Here is a 20,783-nt window from a genome sequence, read left to right on the forward strand (position 1 = left end):
GATGTGGCCTTCCGCGTCGGGGGTTGCGGGTGGCGCCCGGTCATGCGACTGAGAGTGTCGCGCGTCACACCCCTCGAGGGGAAGATAGCCGCCGCGATCCCACCTTTACGGGAGCGCATTCACTGGCCGCCCCCTTTTGGCCTCCTCCTCGTTCGTCCGTGCGGGTGGCGTGCGCGGCGGCAGCGTCGTGTCGGCGCATTTTCGTACAAGTCGTCGCTTTCAGTTGACGCCGTCTGTGCACGATCCCGGACCGGCCCGGCGGAGGTAGCCCCCATGTCGTCCCAGCGCACGCGGTCCCGTACCCACCGCTCCGCCGTCCTGTTCACCGTCGGCCTGCTGCTCCCCCTGCCGGTCCTGGCCGGCTGCGCGGGCGTGGGCGGCGACGAGGCCGACGGCCCGGCCGCCCCGCAGGACATCGGCACGGCCCCCCGCGCCAAGGTCGCCGACAAGGGCACCTTGACCTGGGCCGTCAACACGCTGCCCGCCACCTTCAACACCTTCCAGGCCGACGCCGACGAAGCCGCCCAGCGGGTCGCCGGCGCCGTCCTGCCCACCCTCTTCACCCTCGACGGCCGCGGCCGCCCGCAGCGCAACCCCGACTATCTGGCCTCCGCCGCCGTCAGCCGGCGCGAGCCGCGCCAGGTCGTGGTCTACAAGCTCAACCCCAAGGCCGTGTGGAACGACGGCAGCGCGATCACCGCCGCCGACTTCGAGGCCCAGTGGAAGGCGCTGCGCGGCAAGGACAGCACCTTCTGGACGGCCCGCAACGCCGGCTACGAGCGGATCGACCGGGTCGAGCGGGGTGCGAACGCCCAGGAGGTCAAGGTCACCTTCGCGAAGAGCTACGCCGACTGGGCCTCGCTCTTCGCCCCGCTGTACCCGAAGTCGGTCATGGGCAGCGGCAGCGCCTTCAACGACTCCGCCCGCAAGGAGCTGAAGGTCGCCGCCGGGCCCTTCAAGGTCGGCGCGACCGACAGGAAGCAGGGCACGCTGACGCTCGTCCGCAACCCCAAGTGGTGGGGCGAGCCGGCCAAGCTCGACCGGCTCGTCCTGCGGGCCGTGCCGCCCGAGCAGCGGGTCGAGGCGCTGGCGAGCGGAAAGCTGGACCTCGCCGAGATCACCCCTGGTGCGGCCGAGCGCATCACCAAGGCGAACACGCCGTCGAAGAAGGACAAGTCCGACAAGGGCCGCGCGGGCGCCGGCACCGGCGCCAGCGCCAGGCCGGAGGGCGCCCGGGCGGCCCAGAGCCGGCTGGACGGCGCGAACAAGCCCGTCGCGGCCGATGTGACGGCCCTGCGCGGCCTGGTCGTCCGCCGCTCCCTGGAGCCCGCCTACACCCAGCTCGCCCTCAACGGCTCCTCCGGCCCGCTCGCCGACGAGCGCGTGCGGCGCGCGATCGCCCGGGCCATCGACCGCAAGGCCATCGCCGAGTACGTGCTGGCGCCGCTCGGGCTGCCCGCCGAGCCGCTCGGCAGCCACGTCCTGGTGGCCGGCCAGCGGGGATACGAGGACACCAGCGCCGCCATCGGCCCGGTGGACCCCAAGGCGGCCCAGGCACTGCTCGCGGACGCCGGCTGGAAGGAGGGCCACGGCGCCGCGCCGCAGAAGAAGGCGGCGGACGTGGGATCCCCGGTCAGGGAGCAGGACCTGCCGGCCGAGGAGGACCCGCAGGCCGGGCCCGACGGCAGCGAGCAGGAAGGCGCGCCGGGGGAGGAGCGGGAGAGCGGCGCGGAAGGCGACGGCAAGGGCTCCCTCGACACCGGCGACAAGGCCGGCGCCTCACCCGCCCGCTACAAGGACGGCAAGAAGCTGATTCTCCGCTTCGTTCTGCCGAAGGGCGCCGGAGCCGAGCCGCTGCGCGCCGTGGGGGAGCGCATCGCACGCCGGCTGGACGCGATCGGCATCCGCACGGAGATCATCAAGGTCGACGACGCCTCCTATTTCAAGGACCACATCGCCTCCGGCGACTTCGACCTCGCCCTCTACGGCTGGCCCACCGGGGCCTTCCCGGCCACCGACGCCCGGCCGATCTTCGCCAAGCCGCAGCCCGCCCCCGACGGCTCGCTGATCGTGGAGCAGAACTACACCCGGGTCGGCACGGACCAGATCGACCGCCTCTTCGACCAGGCCTCCACCGAGCTGGACGCGGACGCCTCCCACGACCTGGTCACCCGGGCCGACGCCCGCATCTGGGCGGCGGCCGGCTCGATCCCGCTGTACCAGCGCCCGGAGCTGGTGGGCACGCGGAGGACCGTCGTCAACGCCGGGGCCTTCGGTCTGGCGACGCCCCGGTACCAGGACATCGGCTTCCTGCGCTGAGCGGACTGATTTTCAGCCCGTCCGGGGGCACCTCCCAGCGGTGGCTGGGGGAGTTCGAGGACCGGGTCCGGGGCGGAGCCCCGGGGTATCAGTGCAGGTCAGAGCCGCTACCAGCGGCCTGGGGCGGCCAAACGGGGCAGCGCCCCGTACCATGGAGAGTGGCCGCGGCGTGATCTGCCCGGCGGGCGCGCGTACCGGACCGTACGCGACGCCATCCTCAACCCGGGAGAAGCGCCGCAAGTTATGCCCACCCGCCACGACATTCGTAACGTCGCCATCGTCGCCCACGTCGACCACGGCAAGACGACCATCGTCGACGCCATGCTCAAGCAGGCCGGTGCCTTCGCCGCGCACGCCGCCGAGTCCCTCGACGACCGCATGATGGACAGCAACGACCTGGAGCGTGAGAAGGGCATCACGATCCTGGCCAAGAACACCGCGGTCAAGTACCACCCGAAGGACGGTGGCGACCCGATCACGATCAACATCATCGACACCCCCGGCCACGCCGACTTCGGTGGCGAGGTCGAGCGCGGTCTGTCGATGGTGGACGCGGTCGTGCTGCTCGTCGACGCCTCCGAGGGTCCGCTGCCGCAGACCCGCTTCGTGCTGCGCAAGGCGCTCGCCAAGCGGCTGCCGGTCATCCTGTGCATCAACAAGACGGACCGTCCGGACTCCCGCATCGACGAGGTCGTCAACGAGACGTACGACCTCTTCCTCGACCTGGACGCCGACGAGGACCAGATCGAGTTCCCGATCGTCTACGCCTGTGGCCGTGACGGCGTCGCCTCGCTGACCAAGCCGGAGGACGGCACCGTCCCCGCGGACAGCACCAACCTGGAGCCGTTCTTCTCCACCATCCTGGAGCACGTCCCGGCCCCGACGTTCGAGGAGGACGCGCCGCTCCAGGCCCACGTCACCAACCTCGACGCCGACAACTTCCTCGGCCGTATCGCGCTGCTCCGCGTCGAGCAGGGCGAGCTGCGCAAGGGCCAGACCGTCGCGTGGATCAAGCGTGACGGCACGGTCTCCAGCGTCCGCATCACCGAGCTGATGATGACCGAGGCCCTCACCCGCAAGCCCGCCGAGGTGGCCGGCCCGGGTGACATCTGCGCCGTCGCCGGTATCCCCGACATCATGATCGGCGAGACCCTGGCCGACCCGGAGAACCCGATCGCGCTGCCGCTGATCACGGTCGACGAGCCCGCGATCTCCATGACCATCGGCACCAACACCTCGCCGCTGGTCGGCCGCGGTGGCACGGGCAAGGGCGCGGAGGCCAAGTCCGCGGTCAAGGACCGCAAGGTCACCGCCCGCCAGGTCAAGGACCGCCTCGACCGCGAGCTGATCGGTAACGTCTCGCTGCGCGTCCTGGACACCGAGCGCCCCGACGCCTGGGAGGTGCAGGGCCGCGGTGAGCTGGCGCTGGCCATCCTGGTCGAGCAGATGCGCCGCGAGGGCTTCGAGATGACCATCGGCAAGCCGCAGGTCGTCACCAAGCAGGTCGACGGCAAGACCTACGAGCCGGTCGAGCGCCTCACGGTCGACGTGCCCGAGGAGCACATGGGCGCGGTCACCCAGCTCATGGGCACCCGCAAGGGCCGTATGGACAACATGTCCAACCACGGCTCCGGCTGGGTCCGCATGGAGTTCGTCGTCCCGTCCCGTGGCCTGATCGGCTTCCGTACGGAGTTCCTGACGAACACCCGCGGTACCGGTATCGCCCACTCCATCCACGAGGGCCACGAGCCGTGGTTCGGCGAGCTGAAGACCCGTAACAACGGCTCCCTGGTCGCCGACCGCGCCGGTGCCGTCACCGCCTTCGCGATGACGAACCTCCAGGAGCGTGGCGTGCTGTTCACCGACCCGGGCACCGAGGTGTACGAGGGCATGATCGTCGGCGAGAACTCGCGCGCCGACGACATGGACGTCAACATCACCAAGGAGAAGAAGCTCACCAACATGCGCTCCTCCTCCGCCGACTCCTTCGAGGCGATCGTCCCGCCGCGCAAGCTGTCGCTGGAGCAGTCCCTGGAGTTCTGCCGCGACGACGAGTGCGTCGAGGTGACCCCGGAGTCGGTCCGCATCCGCAAGGTCGTCCTGGACCAGAAGGAGCGCGGCCGCACCGCGTCGCGCGCCAAGCGCTGACGCTTCGTCGCCTTCATGGAGGCCCGGCACCGGATATCCGGTGCCGGGCCTCCGGCGTATCTGTCCGGATACCGGTCCCCACGCTCCGGATGTCGTGTTAACAGTCCGTTTCGGGGGTGTCTGTCTGCACTGTCTTTGTCCGCATTTCGGACGAGACGCGATGATCGATGTGACCAAAGCGAGACCCTATAAGAGTGGTTTAAAGGGCGGTGTTACTTAATAGTTGGGTTCACTGAGCTCGGGTCAATGGGTCACGCGCTGTGGGGAGCGCCGACTCACGAGCACACTGAAGGTGCCGGTTCCGTCTCCGCTGTCAGGGGTGTCAGCGTGGGGCCGGTGCCTCTCTTGTAGCGATTAGTGGACTCTTGAGGAGGCATACCCATGCGCGGTGCCAAGAGCGCCAAGTGGGTCGCGGGCGCGATAGTCGTAGCGCTGGCCGCGACCGCTTGCAACGGCGGCGACGGTAAGAGCAGTTCTGGTTCGGGCAAGCCCGAGGGATACGTGTCCGTCGATGTCGGCGAGCCGCAGAACCCGCTCTACCCGACGGACACCAACGAGACGTTGGGCCACAACGTCATCACCGCCATCTACTCACCGCTCGTGAAGTTCGACGACAAGGGCAAGATCGTCAACGTCGCCGCGGAGTCCATCACCACCGAGGACTCCAAGACGTGGACCATCAAGCTCAAGGCGGGCTGGACTTTCCACAACGGCGAGAAGGTCACCGCACAGTCGTATGTCGACGCCTGGAACTGGGGCGCCAACATCAAGAACAACCAGAAGAACGGCCTCTGGTTCAACGACATCAAGGGCTACGAGGACGTCCACCCGGAGAAGGGTGACCCCAAGTCCGACAAGATGTCGGGTCTGACGGCCAAGGACGAGCTCACGCTGAGCGTCGAACTCAACCACCCCGTCCCGTACTTCCAGTACAAGCTCGGCTACGTGCCCTTCATGCCGCAGCCGCAGGCCTTCTTCAAGGACCCGAAGGGCTTCGGTCAGAAGCCGGTCGGCCAGGGCCCGTACAAGTTCGAGAAGTGGGACCACAAGAAGCTCATCCAGGTCGCCGCGTACGACGGCTACAAGGGTGACGACAAGCCCAAGAACAAGGGCATCCAGTTCAAGCAGTACTCCACGGTCGAGGCGGCTTACCAGGAGCTCCGGTCGGGCAACCTGGACATGATTCGCCAGATCGGCCCGAAGGACCTGCCCAAGTACAAGTCCGACCTGGGCGACCGGGCGATCGACCAGCCGTACGCGGCCGTGCAGTCCATCGTCCCGGCCTTCTACAGCGAGCCGTTCAAGAACGTCGACCCCAAGGTCATCCAGGGCCTGTCGATGGCGATCGACCGCGAGACCATCACCAAGACGGTCCTCAACGGCACCCGCACGCCGGCCACCAGCTTCACCCCGCCCGGCGTCGAGGGCAACCAGAACGACCTGGGCGTCGACGTCTTCAAGTTCAACCCGCAGAAGGCCAAGGACCTCATCAAGGAGGGCGGCGGCGTTCCGGGCAACAAGATCTGGATCCAGTTCAACGGCGACGGCGGCCACAAGGAGTGGGTCACGGCCGTCTGCGAGAACATCCGCCAGAACACCGGCGTCGAGTGCCTCGCCGACCCCAAGCCCGACTTCCAGGCCGACCTGGACCTGCGTGACCAGAACAAGGTCAAGGCGATGTACCGCGGCGGCTGGGTCGCCGACTACCCGCTGAACGTCAACTTCATGCGTGAGCTGTACCGTTCGGGCGCCGAGGCCAACAGCGGCCGCTTCTCCGACAAGAGCATCGACGAGCTCTTCGACAAGGGCGACAACGCCAAGACGCTGGACGAGTCGGTCAAGCTGTACCAGGAGGCCGAGAAGGCCATGGCGCAGAAGATGCCGTCCATCCCGCTGTGGAACTACCGGATCAACGGTGGCCACTCCAAGAACGTCGACAACGTGAAGGCCGACTTCCGTGGGGACTACGTCCTCACCGACGTCACGCCCAAGTAGTCCGTCCGCGGAGTAATCCCGCATCCGGTTCCCCCGCATCCCCCGCAACCCGGTAAGGGCGGGAAGGTACCGGGGACCGCTCCTCCCGCAGTGTTCGCACTGTGCGCGAGCGGTCCCCGGTGCCGTCGTATCCACATGGAGGCACCATGGGGCGCTATGTCGCACGGCGACTGCTCCAGATGATCCCGGTGTTCATCGGGTCAACCTTGCTGATCTTCCTCATGATGTACGCGCTGCCCGGTGATCCGGTGCGGGCGATGTGGGGAGAACAGGCCATCGACGAGGCGCAGATCGCCGCGGTGAAGCACGATCTCGGCCTCGACCTGCCGTTGTGGCACCAGTACTGGAACTACCTCAGCGGCTTGTTCCAGGGTGACTTCGGCACCCAGATCGCCAGCCAGAGGCCCGTCGCCGACGTCATCGCGGACGCGATTCCGGTGACCCTGCGACTGGCGCTGTTCGCCTTCACCTTCACCGTCGTCGTGGGCGTCAGCCTCGGCGTTCTCGCCGGCCTGAAGGCCGACCGGTGGCTGGACAAGGGCGTTCTGTTCCTCACCCTGCTGCTGGTCTCGGTGCCGTCCTTCGTGCTCGGCTACCTCTTCCAGTTCATCTTCGCCATGCAGCTGGACTGGCTGACCCCCACCGTGCAGAACTCCGAGGACTTCGGGCAGTTGTTCATGCCGGCCGTAGTGCTGGGTTCGCTGTCGCTGGCGTACGTCACCCGGCTGACCCGCACGTCCATCGCCGAGAACTCCCGCGCCGACTACATCCGCACCGCCGTCGCCAAGGGCCTGCCCCGTCGCCGCGTCATCGGCGTCCACCTGCTGCGCAACTCCATGATCCCCGTGGTCACCTTCCTCGGTACGGACCTCGGCGCCCTGCTGGGCGGCGCGGTCGTCACCGAGGGAATCTTCAACGTCCAGGGCATCGGCCGGGAAATCTACGAGGCCCTCAACCGACACGAGGGTTCCACCGTCGTCGGCATCGTCTCGCTGCTCGTCATCGTCTATCTCTGTGCCAGTCTGATCGTCGACCTGCTTTACGCGGTCCTGGACCCGAGGATCCGTTATGCCTGAGGCAATCGAGGGCTCCTTCGTGGACCCGGCGACCATCGCCGAGAAGGTCGAGAGCCGGAACTCCGAGGGCGGGAAGGACACGGCGAAGGCCGCCGGCCCCGGCAGCGGTGGTTCGGTCGGCAAGCCGCGCAGCCTGTGGAGCGACGCCTGGCGCGACCTGCGCCGCAACCCGCTGTTCGTGGCGTCCACGGTCCTGATCGTGCTGCTGCTGACGATGACCTGCTTCCCCGGCCTGTTCACCAGCGCCTCGCCGCGCAACGGCAACCTGACCGGTGCCTTCCTCAAGGAGCCCGAGTTCGGGAAGGTCTTCTCGGCCGAATGGCTCGGCTACGACGGCCAGGGCCGCAGCATCTGGGCCCGTCTCGTCTACGGTGCCCGCGCCTCCGTGATCGTGGGCGTCGTGGTCACAGCCACCGTCACCCTCTTCGGGGGCCTCGTGGGCATGCTGGCCGGATACTTCGGCGGCTGGATCGACAGCCTGCTCTCCCGCCTCACCGACGTCTTCGCGGGTATCCCGTTCCTCCTGGGTGCCATGGTCGTCCTCACCTCATTCGAGGTGCGCACGGTGTGGGTGGTCTCGGGGGCTCTGATCGTCCTGGGCTGGACCCAGATCGCCCGTGTCATGCGCGGCTCGGTGATCTCCATCAAGCAGCAGGACTACGTCATGGCCGCCAAGGCGCTGGGCGCCGGCACCGGCCGGATCCTGATCCGCCACATCCTGCCGAACGCTGTCGCACCGGTCATCATCGTCGCGACCACCGCGCTCGGCGGTTACATCTCCGCCGAGGCCACGCTGTCGTACCTGGGTATCGGTCTGGCCGACCCGGCCATTTCCTGGGGCATCGACGTCTCGGCGGGCAAGGACCAGTTGCGCAACGCACCGCACGTGCTGCTGCTCCCCTCCCTGATGGTTTCGATCACCGTCCTTGCCTTCATCATGCTCGGCGATGCGGTGCGCAACGCCCTCGACCCCAAGCTGCGCTGAGGGAGGCGTACGTGACCACCATGGAGAAGACCGCGAAGGTTCCCGAGCCCCGGCCGTCCGACGCCGCGGGCACCCCCCTGCTCGAAGTCCGCGACCTGCACGTGGAGTTCCACACCCGCGACGGCGTCGCCAAGGCCGTCAACGGCGTCAACTACACCGTCAACGCGGGCGAGACCCTCGCCGTGCTCGGCGAGTCCGGGTCCGGCAAGTCCGTGACCGCGCAGGCCGTCATGGGCATCCTCGACATGCCGCCGGGAAAGATCCCGCAGGGTGAGATCCTCTTCCGCGGCAAGGACATGCTGAAGATGTCCGCCGAGGAGCGCCGCAAGATCCGCGGCAGCAAGATCGCCATGATCTTCCAGGACGCGCTGTCCTCCCTGAACCCCGTGCTGAGCGTGGGCTACCAGCTCGGCGAGATGTTCCGGGTGCACCAGGGGCTGTCCAAGAAGGCCGCCAAGGCCAAGTCCATCGAGCTGATGGACCGCGTCCGTATCCCGGCCGCCAAGGAGCGCGTCAGCGACTATCCGCACCAGTTCTCGGGCGGTATGCGCCAGCGCATCATGATCGCGATGGCGCTGGCCCTGGAGCCGGACCTGATCATCGCGGACGAGCCGACGACGGCCCTGGACGTGACCGTTCAGGCCCAGGTGATGGACCTGCTCGCCGAGCTGCAGCGCGAGTTCAACATGGGCCTGATCCTCATCACCCACGACCTGGGCGTGGTCGCGGACGTCGCCGACAAGATCGCGGTGATGTACGCCGGCCGGATCGTCGAGACCGCCCCCGTCCACGAGCTGTACAAGCGCCCGGCCCACCCCTACACCAAGGGCCTGCTGGACTCGATCCCGCGCCTGGACCAGAAGGGCCAGGAGCTCTACGCGATCAAGGGCCTGCCGCCCAACCTGCTGCACATCCCGCCGGGCTGCGCCTTCAACCCGCGCTGCCCCCTGGCGCAGGACATCTGCCGCACGGACGTGCCCGTCCTGCACCAGGTGGCCGAGCGGGACGGCGCGGAGCTCGACGGCCGCGGCAGCGCGTGCCACTTCTGGAAGGAGACGATCCATGGCTGAGACCGGCAAGAAGGACGAGGCCATGGCCGAGGCGACGCCCAACGTCACCGACGTGGAGGTCAGCGACGCGAGCACGACCGCCGAGGTCGAGGCCGTCCTGGACGCCCCCGTCGAGCGCGGCGAGCCGATCCTGCAGGTCCGCAACCTCGTCAAGCACTTCCCGCTGACCCAGGGCATCCTCTTCAAGCGGCAGGTCGGCGCCGTCAAGGCGGTCGACGGGGTCTCCTTCGACCTCTACCAGGGCGAGACGCTGGGCATCGTCGGCGAGTCCGGCTGCGGCAAGTCCACGGTCGCCAAGCTGCTGATGACCCTGGAGACGGCCACCTCCGGCGAGGTCTTCTACAAGGGCCAGGACATCACCAAGCTGTCCGGGCGCGCGCTGAAGGCCGTACGCCGCAACATCCAGATGGTCTTCCAGGACCCGTACACCTCGCTGAACCCGCGCATGACGGTCGGCGACATCATCGGCGAGACCTTCGAGATCCACCCTGAGGTGGCCCCGAAGGGCGACCGGCGGCGCAAGGTCCAGGAACTCCTGGACGTCGTGGGCCTCAACCCCGAGTACATCAACCGCTACCCGCACCAGTTCTCGGGCGGTCAGCGGCAGCGCATCGGCATCGCGCGCGGCCTGGCGCTCAACCCGGAGATCATCATCTGCGACGAGCCGGTCTCCGCGCTCGACGTCTCCGTCCAGGCGCAGGTCGTCAACCTGATGGAGAAGCTGCAGGACGAGTTCAACCTCTCCTACATCTTCATCGCCCACGACCTGTCCATCGTGCGCCACATCTCCGACCGCGTCGGCGTGATGTACCTGGGCAAGATGGCCGAGATCGGCACGGACGTGCAGATCTACGACCACCCGACCCACCCCTACACCCAGGCACTGCTCTCCGCCGTCCCCGTCCCGGACCCGGACGCGCGCGAGCGCCGCGAGCGCATCATCCTGACCGGCGACGTCCCGTCCCCGGCGAACCCGCCGTCCGGCTGCCGCTTCCGCACGCGCTGCTGGAAGGCGCAGGACAAGTGCGCCGAGGAGATCCCGCTGCTGGCGGTGCCGGAGGTCTTCGCCGGCCGCGACACCCCGGCGGCGCACGAGTCGGCGTGCCACTTCGCCGAGGAGAAGGACGTGGTGGGGGCGGCGTAGGGGCTGCTTCCGCTGTGTTGTGCGGGTTGGGGGCTGTTGGGGGCTCTCCTGGCGAATGCCGGGGGAGCCCCCGCTCTCGTGTGGTGGGCCGGTGCCGCGCGGCCTGACTCAGGAGGAGCGCCTCGGCCGCCTCGGCGTCAGGAGAAGGTCCGGCCCCCTGCGCCCGAGGAGACCGACCACACTTCGGTGATGCGCCCGCCGATGAAGGTGAGAATGTCGGTCCCACTGCGGGACACGGTCTGCCCGCTCTCATTGAGGAAGCTCGCGAGATAGGGCCGGGCCACGCTTCCCTGTGGCGCCGCTCCGTCGGGCATCGCTATGTCGACAACCGCGGGCCCTTCGGCGGTGAATCGCAGCCCGGGGCGTTGGCGATGCCAGCCCGCGATGGCGGCGCTGAGCTGCGCGGGATGCCGGATGTCATCGAACGCCTCGGTGCCCGCCTGTGCATAACGCAGGCGGAACTCCGGCGCCATGATCTCCGCGGCAAGCCCCGTGTCCCCGTTCCACAGGGCAGTCCACCGGTCGTACAGCTCAACTCCGAATTGGCGCATGCGAATCTCTCCCCCGTCGGTCCTGCCCCGTCAGCGATCCGGACTACTGGAACGGACTGTAGTGGGAGGGTCTGACAACACCTGTCCGGTGCGGGTGGAGCCGCCTCCACCGGAGGGTCCGGGTGGCTCGGATGGCGGGTGTGGCGGGAGTCACCTACGGTTGTCTGGGATGTTCGAAATTTCGAACACATGAGCCTTTCATGGAGGTCACCATGAACTGCCTTCGAACCCTCGCCCTGACGGCCGCGCCCGCCGCGATGCTGATAGGCCTGGCGGCTCCCGCGATGGCCGCAGATGATCCCGCACCGAAACCGCCGGCAACCGTGAGCACCAGCCCCGTGCAGGCCCAGGTCAAAACGTGGCACTGGATGGGCAACTACGGATCGGTCTACGACGTGGCCAATGCCGCGAACGGCTTCGGAGCCGGGGCCGGGGAACTCATCACCCAGAACATCGGCGGCGCGTACGCGACATTCATGTACTACTGAGCCAAGGCGGCTCGGTAGTCCCGGCACCATCACCCAAGAAGCGCGCAGTGCCCGTCCGTGGCCGCACGCCACGGGCGGGCACCTGCGCGGCTTCTGGCTTCTGGCTCCGGGCGTGAGCGGCCGGCAATCGGCTCATGGACGTCGCCGACGTCGCCGAGCTGCTCGAATCCGTTTTCTTGCGGCTCTGCCGGGGCGTGGGGGTGCGGCGCCCTACGGGTGGTAGAGGGCCCGGGCGCGGGCGGAGTCGATCGGCTGGCCCTCGGGTATGTCCAGGAAGTACGTCAGCTGCCAGGTCTGCGAGCTGCGGGCCTGACGGTTGGGCGTCGTCACCCAGGGCGGGTAGACGCGGAACCCGCGCTTTCCGCCGGAACCGTTCCTCGATATGACGCCCCGCTCGCAGAGCACGTCCCGGGGAAACACGAACTGCCCGAAGTGGCCACCGTCGCGGGTGCTGATGACGAAGAGGTCGACAGGGTCGTCGGCGTCGAACGGCTGGATGGGCCCGCCGCCCTCGGCCCGCTTCCACACCGTCACGAACTGGCCGACCTTCGTCGGCGTCGTCTTCGCGGCCCGGAACCTGACGGACAGGCCGTCCAGCCTGAACTCGTACGCCCCGTACTCGGCGCTCTCCGCCTCCGGCGTCGGCTGGGAGCAGGCGAATCCGCACGGGTCGAACACCAGCGACTTCGCCGCGAGGAGGTCGCCGTGGACCGGTTTCGAAGATTCCCCGCGTTGCGTCGTCATTCCGTCATCCTGTCATTGCGGTCTGTCGACTGCGCTGACTGCCCGGTCCCCCTCGGCCTGGGTAGTCGTCAGGCTCGCGCGTGCTCTCTTCAAGTCGGCACCGCAGAGCGGGGGATCATAAGCGATGGACCGTTTACCGTGCCGGGTGGCCGGGAAACAAGGTCGGCCACGTCAAGGACATGACCGACATCAAGAAAGCCGGTGGCGCGGCGCTGCTCCTACTGGACGGAGTCCCGGCCCGGAACCGGTGTAGGACACGCCGTCGAGGAAGACCATGGAGTCGCGCATGGCGATCTCTTTGGCCAGGCGTTCGACCTCAGCAGTCGCTTCAGGAGGAAGGCCGTCGAGGAGGTCGTCCGGATTGTGCTCCCAGTGCCAGTCAGCCACCCTCGACCTCACGACGTGCGGCGCGGACGATCTCACCGATCTCTCGGATCGCCTGTTCTCTCGTGTCCGTGTCATCGCTGTCCATCGATCGTTCCGCGTCGTGCAGACGTCGCGCGGTCACCGGGTGGCGTTCGATCTCGACGACCACGCCCCAGCGCCGGTAGAACATCCGGATCGGGACGACGCTGCCTTCCTCACCGGCCTGGACGAAGGCGTTCTGCATGTCCTCGAAGAACTCGGACAGGCGCGATGGTGCCACGGCGGCGAGGGCCTGACGCAGGGCGGGCAGGGTGAGGGCGGGCTTGGGGACGATCGGGCCGTCGTGCTCGGCGTGCTCTGCGGTCATGCGCCGTCCCTCTCCATTGCGGAATTCCCTGGCAGCCGGCGGTCAGGACAGCGCTTACGGCTGGGGCGGCAGGCCGGGCTGTCCTGGCTTGAGCGATGGTTCCGCGATCGGGACACCCCGGGACCACAGCTCCTCGGCGTGCTCCACGAAGCGGGAGAACATCCCTCGGTCGCCGCGCCGCCGGAGATGTAGCAGGGGAGAATCATGGCCTACCAGCCGTGCCAGGTGCGGGGTGACGAGCACTTCGTCGTCGAAGCGGAAGACTGACAGGGAGACGTGATTCGTGGCGTCGGCAGGGGCGGAGAAACGGGCCTCCAGCCCCTCGACCTCGCCCATCCGGGCCAACTGCTCCATCGTCGTCCTGATGCGCGTGGACACCGTCATGGCCACGTCTTCGATCTCTTCCCGCTGGCGGGTGACCGAACTGTTCGGATCCCCGAGCAGGAAGCGGACGCGGCAGCCGTTCGCCGCCTTCTGCCGGAGCAGTTCCGGCAGGGCGGGCACGTGGGTCCAGAGGAAGTAGGACGTGTACCCGCCGAAGAACAGGTCGCGGGTGGCGTCAGCGATGAGGTCACCCCACACCGTGGACGGGCACGCCGACCGGTACGCGTAGCTCTGGACGATCTCCTGGTCGCCGCCAGCCCTGGGCCAGCTGCCCCGGACGGCCTTCAGCCATGACTTCACGTCAGCCCTCCCGCTTATGGCGGTCAGTCGACTTGCGCGTCCTTCGAGACGTAGGACCCCATGCCGGGCTCGGTGTAGATGAGGCCCTCGGCGCGCAGGGAGCGGTGCACCTTATGGGCCGTCATGGTGGCGATGCCGAACTCTTCCATGAGTTGGACGATGGACGGTACACGCGATCGAGGTGGGTACGTGCCGTCCTTTATGCGCTGCCGAATCACATCGGCGACTTGACGCCAGCGCGGAATATCAGGAGCAAATTCGATCACATCAGCACGCTACGTGCACTAAGCGTTTCGTGCAATGGATAGCTTTGCTCGTTTTGTCGATGCTCTAAGTGCTCTATAGAGCTACTCTGCTAGGGTCTCGATCCACTGGAAACCCCGGCGGCCGCTGACACGGCCCCGGGGCATGGCCAACGCTGCCCAAGGAGCGCCGACATGGCGAAGCTTAACGTCCGATGGTTCGGCTGGACGAGAGCTCTGCTCGCGTTCACGAAACTCAACCGCACCGCCCGTTCTTGTGCCGCAGCCCCCACGGTGCGGCCGCCTGCGACGCCGCCGCAGCCGGACTTCACCGTTCGCGTGTCCGTACACGGCATCGACTTCATCCCCCGCCCGGAGGTGGCCCGATGACCGAGGCCCAGTCGGCACGCACTGGCGACGCGCTACGCGCGAAGGTCGCCGACGCCAACGAGCGGAGTCGGCGGGGGAGAGGGCACCCCGGGGCGGCGGTGCCCCCACTACCGCGGTGCCAGACCTGCTGGGACATCAAACGCCGGCGCTACCGGGCCCTCGACGCCGGTGATCGGCAGGAAGCCGCCCGTATGGCGGAGGTCATGGGCCTTCACCAGCGGGAGGCGCACTCGGAGTGACTGACGGAGGGGCGCTGTCCGGGGGCGGCGCCCCTCGCTCAGCTCGCCGGGTCCACCTTGAGGTGGGCGGCGAGTTGCTGGAGGACCGTCCACGCCTGGGCGTCGGTCCCGTCGCCGAGGGCGTAGTGAAGGGCGGGCGCGGCCTCCGGCCCGAGTGGTACCGGCCGGAGGTCGAGCGGTGGGCGGCGCGCGTGGTCGAGGCCGACGCTGCGGACGTCGGTCGCGCCGAGGGTGAACGAGAGGGGGATGGGCGGCGCCTCGAAGTGCGCGGGCACGGTGAGGTCCCGGCGGCCCCGGCGCAGGGAGGCCAGCATGGAGACGAGACCGTGCTCGGTGACGAGGGCGCGGGCGAGGGGCTCGACTGCGTCCAGCGGCGGAGTCTCGTCCTCGCCGTAGCCGAGGGTGAGGGTGATGTCCTCGGCGACGCCGTTCTCGGTGCGAGTGATGCGGTGGGTCGCGAGGGCAGGGCGGCCGGGATCGCCGACGGCGAGCAGGTGGGTCGGCTCGGGGGAGCGCTCGCGCGCGAGGTCGGTCAACTGGGACGTTGACCAACGGAGGTTGATGGGCTCGGCGGTGCCCCACCCGGCGGGAGCGGCGCCGGTCAGAGCCGTCCAGGCGGCCTCGAGGGCCCGGCCGAGAACGAGACTGTCACTGGGCTCGTGCAGGACGCGGTACGCGACGACGAGCTGCCGTTCCTCGGCGAGCGCGGCCCCGGTGAAGGCCTCGGCCACGGGCGTCTCCCCGGCCTCGTCACGCGCGGGGGCGAAGGTGCCGTTCTGCCAGCGCAGGACGGCACCGGAGAGCCCGTCGTAGTAACCGCAGCCGGGGTCCTGGACGACCCACCGGTTGGGCGCACCGGCCAGTGCCGCGCGCAGCGGCAGGCTCAGGCGTACGTGGGGCGGGGTGACGATCTGCAGGGCGAGGCCGCCAGCGGTGACCGTGCGCAGGACCTCGGACAGCCAGGCGTTGAGGGCGACGACGGGCCGGTCGGCCAGGACGACGGCCGTGCTGTCGGTGAGGACGTCCACGGCGAGCTGCGCGTCGTCGGACGCCGCGCTCGCGGTGACGTCCCCCTCGGCGGACGTCTCGACCACGTCGGTCGTGGCCGCCCCGGGAGGCCACACCGTGCCGCCGAGCAGCGCGGTCAGACGCCCGGCGACGGACCCGGCGAGCGGCGCCGCCTCGGGAACGGCGGTAGAGGCCCGCACCTCGGTCCACCAGTACGGCACCTGAGGCGCGGAAACGCCGCTGCCGAGCAGACGCTCCGCCTCGCCGGGCACGTGGACGAGCAGCGGCGCTTCGAGGGAGACGAGCGGACGGCCGTCCCGGCCGAACAACTGCACCACGGCACCGTCGTGAACGCTGCCGACGTCGAGATCGGGCCCGCCCGCGTACAGCCCGGCCACGACCGACCAGGAGTCGGGCATCTTCGGGGTGAGGGCTATGACGTCTTTCATGGGGCGTCCTATCGGGCGGGGCGGGCGTTACGGGTTTCTAGGCTGCCAGGCATGAGCGATCTGTATGAACTCCAGCTGGCGTGGGAGCTGGACGACACCTTGCCGGGCGAGGTCCTTGACGAACTCCGGTGGCACTTGGGGCTCCGGCCCCCTGCTGGCAGTGACCTTGACCGGGAACCACTACTGGCGCTGCAGGGAGGGGCGTTGCGTATCGGCGGAATCTTGGGCAGTGAGTTCCAGCCCGGTGAACGCGGCTGGTATCTCGCCGCCAGGCAGGAACTGCACGCCCAGGAACTCCCGGACCTGTACGAGCTCTTGAGCAGCGTTGCTCCCTATGCCGTCACGACTGACCCGGTGGGTCAACTGAGGCACTACGAGGACGACATCGCGGATCTCTTGCTGGTCCATGGCGGCACGGTCGTCCGCCAACCGCAACATCCCGCTGACGCGCAGCCCGCGCCCTCCCTCAACGCCTGACCCGACAGCGCGCCGCATCCGGTACGCCGCCCGTCGCCGCAGAGCCATCCGGCTCCGCTTCCATTGGCGACGGGCGCGGCCCGTTCTGCCGACTCAGTCGGAACCGCGGAGTCAGCCCGCTTGAGCGTCCACCGCGTCGAGAGCGGACCGGTCGAGCGAAATGATTGGCTCCGCTGCGACGTTTGCTCTGAAGGCTCCAACTCTCTGTATTCAGTCATGGCCATTCCCTAAGCCGCTCTCACTGCGCCCCACGACTGGATCAGATGGGCGATGAGGCAAGATCAGTCGCTTCGCTCCGTCTTTGTGCTTTCTGCTTCAGCCTCTTGGCGAATCTGGGCGTAGATTGCATCCATTCCTGCCTCGTATTCATCCTGCTGCTCGGGACTGGCCTCGTCCGGATAGTCGACGCTGTACTTCTCGCAGAATTCGTAGAACCATTCGGATGTCAGCCGGTGTCGCTTGGTCACCAGGAAGTGCACCGGATCCGATGGTCCGAGCCTGCCGCGCTCCGTCACAACCAGTTCCTCAGCTTTTCCACTCCGCGTGGCCATAGGTCGGCACCGGGCGCAGCCCGCCCTGACTGCGCCCAAACAACCCAGTTCAGCAACCAGGTGAGTTGGATCAGTCGCCCTGCTTCGCCATTTCGGCGTCATACTCTTCGCGGATTTTGGCATAGATTGCTTCCATGCCTGCGTCGTATTCATCTTGCTGTTCAGGAGTCGCCTCGTCCGGCTCGTCCACGCCGTACTTGGCGCAGAACTCGTAGAACCATTCCGACGAAAGCCGGTCTCGCTTGGCCAACAAGGGGTGGACCGGATCTGACGGCCCCAGCTTGCCGCGCTGTGTCACAACTGCTTCCTACCTTCCCAATTCTGTTTCACGAGAACGCGCTTCCCGAAGAAGTCATCCCGACCCGTTCCTCGCCCTATTCTCGAAATTTCAATGGGGGCAGGGTAGTTGGGGCTTCCGAAGGGGTTGGTTCTCGCGCGGTTCACTATATCCTGAGCAGCCTCAAACTCCTCCTTGGTGAGCGACCACTCGGCGTCCCTCATCTTCACATTGATGCGGTTTATGATTTTCTTGGCCGATTTCTCATCGGCCCAGCTGTAGCCTCGCCGTGCCCACGTGTAGGCACCGTTCTCCTTGCCCGCCGTGAGCCGGATCTCCGAGACGCCGGACTGGCGGTACCAGTTCTCCAGTTCTCGACTGATGGCCGTTCCGACTCCCTTCCCGCGGAAGGCCGGATCGTCGATCTTCATAATCATGTGTTTTACGGCCAGCGTACCGTCTTCTTTTCGGATGAAGTCGCGCTCCATTCTTCCGACAGAGTGCCCGGCCTCGTCGACCAAGCTTGCACTCCAGCCCAGGACGTTGTCCGAGGGGTACACGCCCTCAATCTTGATCCGAAGTCCCCCGTAGTTCCCGTCAAGGGCCTTCTGCAGCTGTTCCTGGAGCTGCTCCGGGGTCAGCTGCGTGCCCTTGCCGCCCGGAATGAGATCACCGACAGGTTGGCGGGGCGGGCCCGGGGCGTGCGGCGGCGGGGTGGCGTCACCCGGGACGTGAGCGTCGCCGGGGGCGGAGTGGTTCGGCCCGCCGGTCTCGGGCGTGTGGGCGCCGTCGCCGTTGTGCGTGTTGCCCGAGGGAGCGTCGTGGCCGTTGCCGTGGCTGCCGTCGTGGGGCGGACGCGCGTCGTCCGCCGGGCGGGGCGCCTCGTGGTCATGCGGGCCCGACGGGGAGTCGTGTCCGCCGTGGCTTCCACCGTTGTGGCCACTCGTGCCGGATCCCGGGGTGTCGTGGGCGGGATGGGTGGGCGTGCCGTGGCCACCGCTTCCACCACTCCCGCTCGGGGTCTCGTGACCGGCCCGGGGCGGCAGGTTCTCGCCGGAGTGGGCGCTGCCCCCAGGGGTGTGGTGGGCGGAGCCACCCGGCGCGTGGCTCGCCGCGCCGCCCGGCGTATGGTCCGCCGACCCACGTGGCATGTGGTCCGCCGACCCGCCCGGCGCATGGCCACCCGCCCCACCCGCCCCGTGCGCGGGCACGTGCTCGCCGCCGTGCCCCACCGACGCCCGTACGTCGCCGCCGGAGCGCGCGCCCGCGCCCACCAGCAATGGGTCCCGCTGCGTCCGGACCTCCGGCTGCTTCGCCGCGGCGGAACGTTCCTCCGCTGACAGTTCCTTCTTGACGTCCTTGGCGGGCTGGAACTCCTTGCCGTGCTCGTCGTACAGCGCGCCGGTCTTCTTGTCCATGTAGACCGGCTTGTCGTTGTGGTCGAGGAACGTGGACACGTCCTCCGGCAGGTTTGCCGGTCGCTTCGGCAGGGCGGGGGTGGCGGCATCACCCGGAACCCTGAACGCCTCGTCCGCGATGTGGACGGTCGTGCCGACCCGCAGGTTCTTCAGTCCCGACAGCAGATCGCCGACCTTGACGTAGCCGAACTTGGCGGCCTTGCCGACGTATGTGATCGGGTCGACGATGCGGCCGGCCTTGCCCAGGACCGAGACGGTCTTGGCGATCGCGCCGCCCTTCGCCGCGGTGCCCGAGCCGCCCGTGAAGACGGTGGTGAGGACGTTGAAGGTGACGCCACCGGCGGCGCGGGCCGGGTTCTTGCCCCACTGGTCGTAGGCGACGAGGGCCTTGCCGGTCTCCTTGACCGCGGTGCGGGAGTCGCGCACCCAGCGGGGCAGTTTGTCGTCCGGGAGCAGCCAGTACGCGGCCCCCAGGGGACTGGACGAGATGACCAGGCCCGTGGCCAGCTTGCCCAGGCCCGTCCAGGCCTGGCCCGCCTTGTCCCAGCCGTCGGTGCCGACGAGGGTGCCCAGGCCCGTGATGGTGCCCCAGACGCCGTCGACGATGAAGCCGTCCCAGACGAAGCTCTTGACCTGATGGCCCAGCCAGGCGAGGCCCGTGTACTCGCGCTCGGCCATCGAGCCCCAGGGCGTCTTCTCCGCGTGGTCGAGGTCGCTCGCCTTGTAGCCGTACATGTTCGGCTTGTGCGAGCCGTCGTCGGGTATGAGCGGAGTGCCGCCCTTGACCAGCGCGACGATCTTGTCGTGGCAGGCGCGCTCGGCGTCGTGGAAGGCGGCCACGGTGGCGTTGACGCTGTGCCACAACGTGTTGTTGTGCTCGACCTTCTTCTTGTCCCTGCGCCAGTGGTCGTCGCCCTCGACGCTGCTGACGAACGCCACGGCCTCCTCCTTGAGGCTGCCGAGCCTGTCCGCCAGGGGCCGCACCGTGGACGCGTAGGAGCTCAGCGCGGAGGAGACCTTCTCCAGGTCGTCCGCGAACGCGTCCGACTTCGTGGCCACCGGCGCGGTGGTGGCGAACAGCTTGTCCGCCTCCGGCGCCTTGTAGCAGGCCGAGAGCCCCTGGAACGTGGAGTGCACCGACGCACCCGAGTCCCGGAAGAGCTTGGCGTCGGCGGTCAGGGCCTTGGTGTCGGTCTCCAGGGTGCCCAGGTTGCCGATGAACTGCGGGATGCCCGACGGGATGATGAGTTCTTTGTCGCTCACTTCTTCCCCTCCCCGGGCATGTCTATCTTGGGCTCGGCCAGCGCCTCGTGCTGTGCGTTCGCGGCCAGCTCAAGGTCGCCCTCGACGTACTTCCTGGTGGCCTCGGCGGCCCCGTTCAGTGACGCGGCGGTACGTTTCGCCACGTACTGAAGATCCGCCCCCCACTTGTTGGCGAACTCGGCCAGCGCCGCCCCGACGGGGCCGCTCGGGGCCGGTCCGCAGTACATGCCGCTGATCGTGCCGGCCGCGCCCGCGGCGCTCGGCAGGGTCTTCTGTACACCCTGGCCGGCCTTCGACAGGCCCTCGGCCGCCGTCGCCGCCTTGCTGAGGACGCCGCTCACCTCGGATGGCCTGATGTCCCAGGACGTCATGAAACTCCCCCCGATCCTGATCCCTGATCCCTGACTGATCCCTGATCCCGATCCCCGGTCCCCGTTCCCCTGGCGTGCGCCCTCGTCACACATGGCTGCACCCCGGAGGGCTCTCATGTCTATCGAATGTATGTAGCAGCTGCAATGTGATTATGGATCAA

General features: G+C 68.2%; 21 protein-coding genes. 10 read left to right on the forward strand and 11 right to left on the reverse strand.

Annotated elements, in window-relative coordinates; translation table 11 throughout:
• Positions 1-273 precede the first annotated feature (273 nt).
• The 7 genes from AB0F13_RS01890 (at position 274) to AB0F13_RS01920 (ending at position 10,737) form a co-directional block, all read left to right on the forward strand.
• The gene (locus AB0F13_RS01890) at positions 274-2,319 is read left to right on the forward strand and encodes an ABC transporter substrate-binding protein (RefSeq protein WP_362073505.1); all 2,046 of its coding nucleotides are present in this window, start codon (positions 274-276) and stop codon (positions 2,317-2,319) included.
• 243 nt (positions 2,320-2,562) lie between these two features.
• Positions 2,563-4,467, forward strand: a complete 1,905-nt coding sequence (typA, locus tag AB0F13_RS01895) for a translational GTPase TypA (protein WP_362073508.1) — start codon at positions 2,563-2,565, stop codon at positions 4,465-4,467.
• Between the two features lie 381 nt (positions 4,468-4,848).
• Positions 4,849-6,462, forward strand: a complete 1,614-nt coding sequence (locus AB0F13_RS01900) for an ABC transporter substrate-binding protein (RefSeq protein ID WP_362073511.1) — start codon at positions 4,849-4,851, stop codon at positions 6,460-6,462.
• A gap of 146 nt (positions 6,463-6,608) precedes the next feature.
• The gene (locus AB0F13_RS01905; RefSeq protein ID WP_362073514.1) at positions 6,609-7,538 is read left to right on the forward strand and encodes an ABC transporter permease; all 930 of its coding nucleotides are present in this window, start codon (positions 6,609-6,611) and stop codon (positions 7,536-7,538) included.
• Positions 7,531-8,523, forward strand: coding sequence for an ABC transporter permease (locus AB0F13_RS01910; protein ID WP_362073517.1), 993 nt, complete (start codon positions 7,531-7,533; stop codon positions 8,521-8,523). The genes AB0F13_RS01905 and AB0F13_RS01910 overlap by 8 nt, the downstream gene beginning before the upstream one ends.
• Positions 8,524-8,534: 11 nt before the next feature.
• Positions 8,535-9,593: an ABC transporter ATP-binding protein gene (locus tag AB0F13_RS01915; RefSeq protein ID WP_362073520.1), complete on the forward strand. Its 1,059-nt coding sequence runs from the start codon at positions 8,535-8,537 to the stop codon at positions 9,591-9,593.
• Entirely contained in the window at positions 9,586-10,737 is a 1,152-nt protein-coding gene (locus tag AB0F13_RS01920; protein WP_362073523.1) for a dipeptide ABC transporter ATP-binding protein, read from the forward strand. The genes AB0F13_RS01915 and AB0F13_RS01920 overlap by 8 nt, the downstream gene beginning before the upstream one ends.
• 137 nt (positions 10,738-10,874) lie before the next feature.
• Here AB0F13_RS01920 and AB0F13_RS01925 read toward each other — a convergent pair whose 3' ends face one another.
• Positions 10,875-11,288, reverse strand: coding sequence for a nuclear transport factor 2 family protein (locus AB0F13_RS01925; RefSeq protein WP_362073526.1), 414 nt, complete (start codon positions 11,286-11,288; stop codon positions 10,875-10,877).
• Positions 11,289-11,500: 212 nt separating this feature from the next.
• On the opposite strand from AB0F13_RS01925, the gene AB0F13_RS01930 reads away from it, so the two are divergent.
• Positions 11,501-11,776: a hypothetical protein gene (locus tag AB0F13_RS01930; protein WP_362073529.1), complete on the forward strand. Its 276-nt coding sequence runs from the start codon at positions 11,501-11,503 to the stop codon at positions 11,774-11,776.
• 210 nt (positions 11,777-11,986) lie between these two features.
• Here AB0F13_RS01930 and AB0F13_RS01935 read toward each other — a convergent pair whose 3' ends face one another.
• The 5 genes from AB0F13_RS01935 to AB0F13_RS01955 all read right to left on the reverse strand — a co-directional run bounded on the left by AB0F13_RS01935 (position 11,987) and on the right by AB0F13_RS01955 (position 14,203).
• Positions 11,987-12,520, reverse strand: a complete 534-nt coding sequence (locus tag AB0F13_RS01935; RefSeq protein WP_362073532.1) for a MepB family protein — start codon at positions 12,518-12,520, stop codon at positions 11,987-11,989.
• Positions 12,521-12,709: 189 nt separating this feature from the next.
• Positions 12,710-12,907, reverse strand: coding sequence for a hypothetical protein (locus AB0F13_RS01940; RefSeq protein WP_362073535.1), 198 nt, complete (start codon positions 12,905-12,907; stop codon positions 12,710-12,712).
• Complete coding sequence (locus tag AB0F13_RS01945) at positions 12,900-13,253, reverse strand: hypothetical protein (RefSeq protein WP_362073538.1); 354 nt, start codon at positions 13,251-13,253, stop codon at positions 12,900-12,902. Before AB0F13_RS01945 ends, AB0F13_RS01940 begins: the two co-directional genes overlap by 8 nt.
• Positions 13,254-13,307: 54 nt before the next feature.
• Positions 13,308-13,937, reverse strand: a complete 630-nt coding sequence (locus tag AB0F13_RS01950; RefSeq protein WP_362073541.1) for an XRE family transcriptional regulator — start codon at positions 13,935-13,937, stop codon at positions 13,308-13,310.
• A 23-nt stretch (positions 13,938-13,960) separates the two neighbouring features.
• On the reverse strand, positions 13,961-14,203 hold the full coding sequence (locus tag AB0F13_RS01955) for a winged helix-turn-helix domain-containing protein (RefSeq protein ID WP_362073544.1): 243 nt from the start codon (positions 14,201-14,203) through the stop codon (positions 13,961-13,963).
• A 362-nt stretch (positions 14,204-14,565) separates the two neighbouring features.
• On the opposite strand from AB0F13_RS01955, the gene AB0F13_RS01960 reads away from it, so the two are divergent.
• Entirely contained in the window at positions 14,566-14,808 is a 243-nt protein-coding gene (locus tag AB0F13_RS01960) for a hypothetical protein (protein ID WP_362073547.1), read from the forward strand.
• A gap of 38 nt (positions 14,809-14,846) precedes the next feature.
• Here the strand turns inward: AB0F13_RS01960 and AB0F13_RS01965 are convergent, their stop codons facing one another.
• Complete coding sequence (locus AB0F13_RS01965) at positions 14,847-16,265, reverse strand: DUF6177 family protein (RefSeq protein WP_362073550.1); 1,419 nt, start codon at positions 16,263-16,265, stop codon at positions 14,847-14,849.
• Positions 16,266-16,316: 51 nt separating this feature from the next.
• On the opposite strand from AB0F13_RS01965, the gene AB0F13_RS01970 reads away from it, so the two are divergent.
• Complete coding sequence (locus tag AB0F13_RS01970; RefSeq protein WP_362073553.1) at positions 16,317-16,742, forward strand: hypothetical protein; 426 nt, start codon at positions 16,317-16,319, stop codon at positions 16,740-16,742.
• A gap of 281 nt (positions 16,743-17,023) precedes the next feature.
• Here AB0F13_RS01970 and AB0F13_RS01975 read toward each other — a convergent pair whose 3' ends face one another.
• The 4 genes from AB0F13_RS01975 to AB0F13_RS01990 form a co-directional block, all read right to left on the reverse strand.
• On the reverse strand, positions 17,024-17,257 hold the full coding sequence (locus AB0F13_RS01975) for a hypothetical protein (RefSeq protein WP_362073556.1): 234 nt from the start codon (positions 17,255-17,257) through the stop codon (positions 17,024-17,026).
• 106 nt (positions 17,258-17,363) lie between these two features.
• Positions 17,364-17,591, reverse strand: coding sequence for a hypothetical protein (locus AB0F13_RS01980; protein ID WP_362073559.1), 228 nt, complete (start codon positions 17,589-17,591; stop codon positions 17,364-17,366).
• On the reverse strand, positions 17,588-20,251 hold the full coding sequence (locus tag AB0F13_RS01985; protein WP_362073562.1) for a hypothetical protein: 2,664 nt from the start codon (positions 20,249-20,251) through the stop codon (positions 17,588-17,590). Before AB0F13_RS01985 ends, AB0F13_RS01980 begins: the two co-directional genes overlap by 4 nt.
• Positions 20,248-20,622, reverse strand: a complete 375-nt coding sequence (locus tag AB0F13_RS01990; protein ID WP_362073565.1) for a DUF6507 family protein — start codon at positions 20,620-20,622, stop codon at positions 20,248-20,250. Before AB0F13_RS01990 ends, AB0F13_RS01985 begins: the two co-directional genes overlap by 4 nt.
• Between the last annotated feature and the right edge of the window lie 161 nt (positions 20,623-20,783).

Origin of the sequence: Streptomyces sp. NPDC026206 (assembly GCF_040638465.1) — a bacterium.
Taxonomy (GTDB): Bacteria; Actinomycetota; Actinomycetes; order Streptomycetales; family Streptomycetaceae; genus Streptomyces.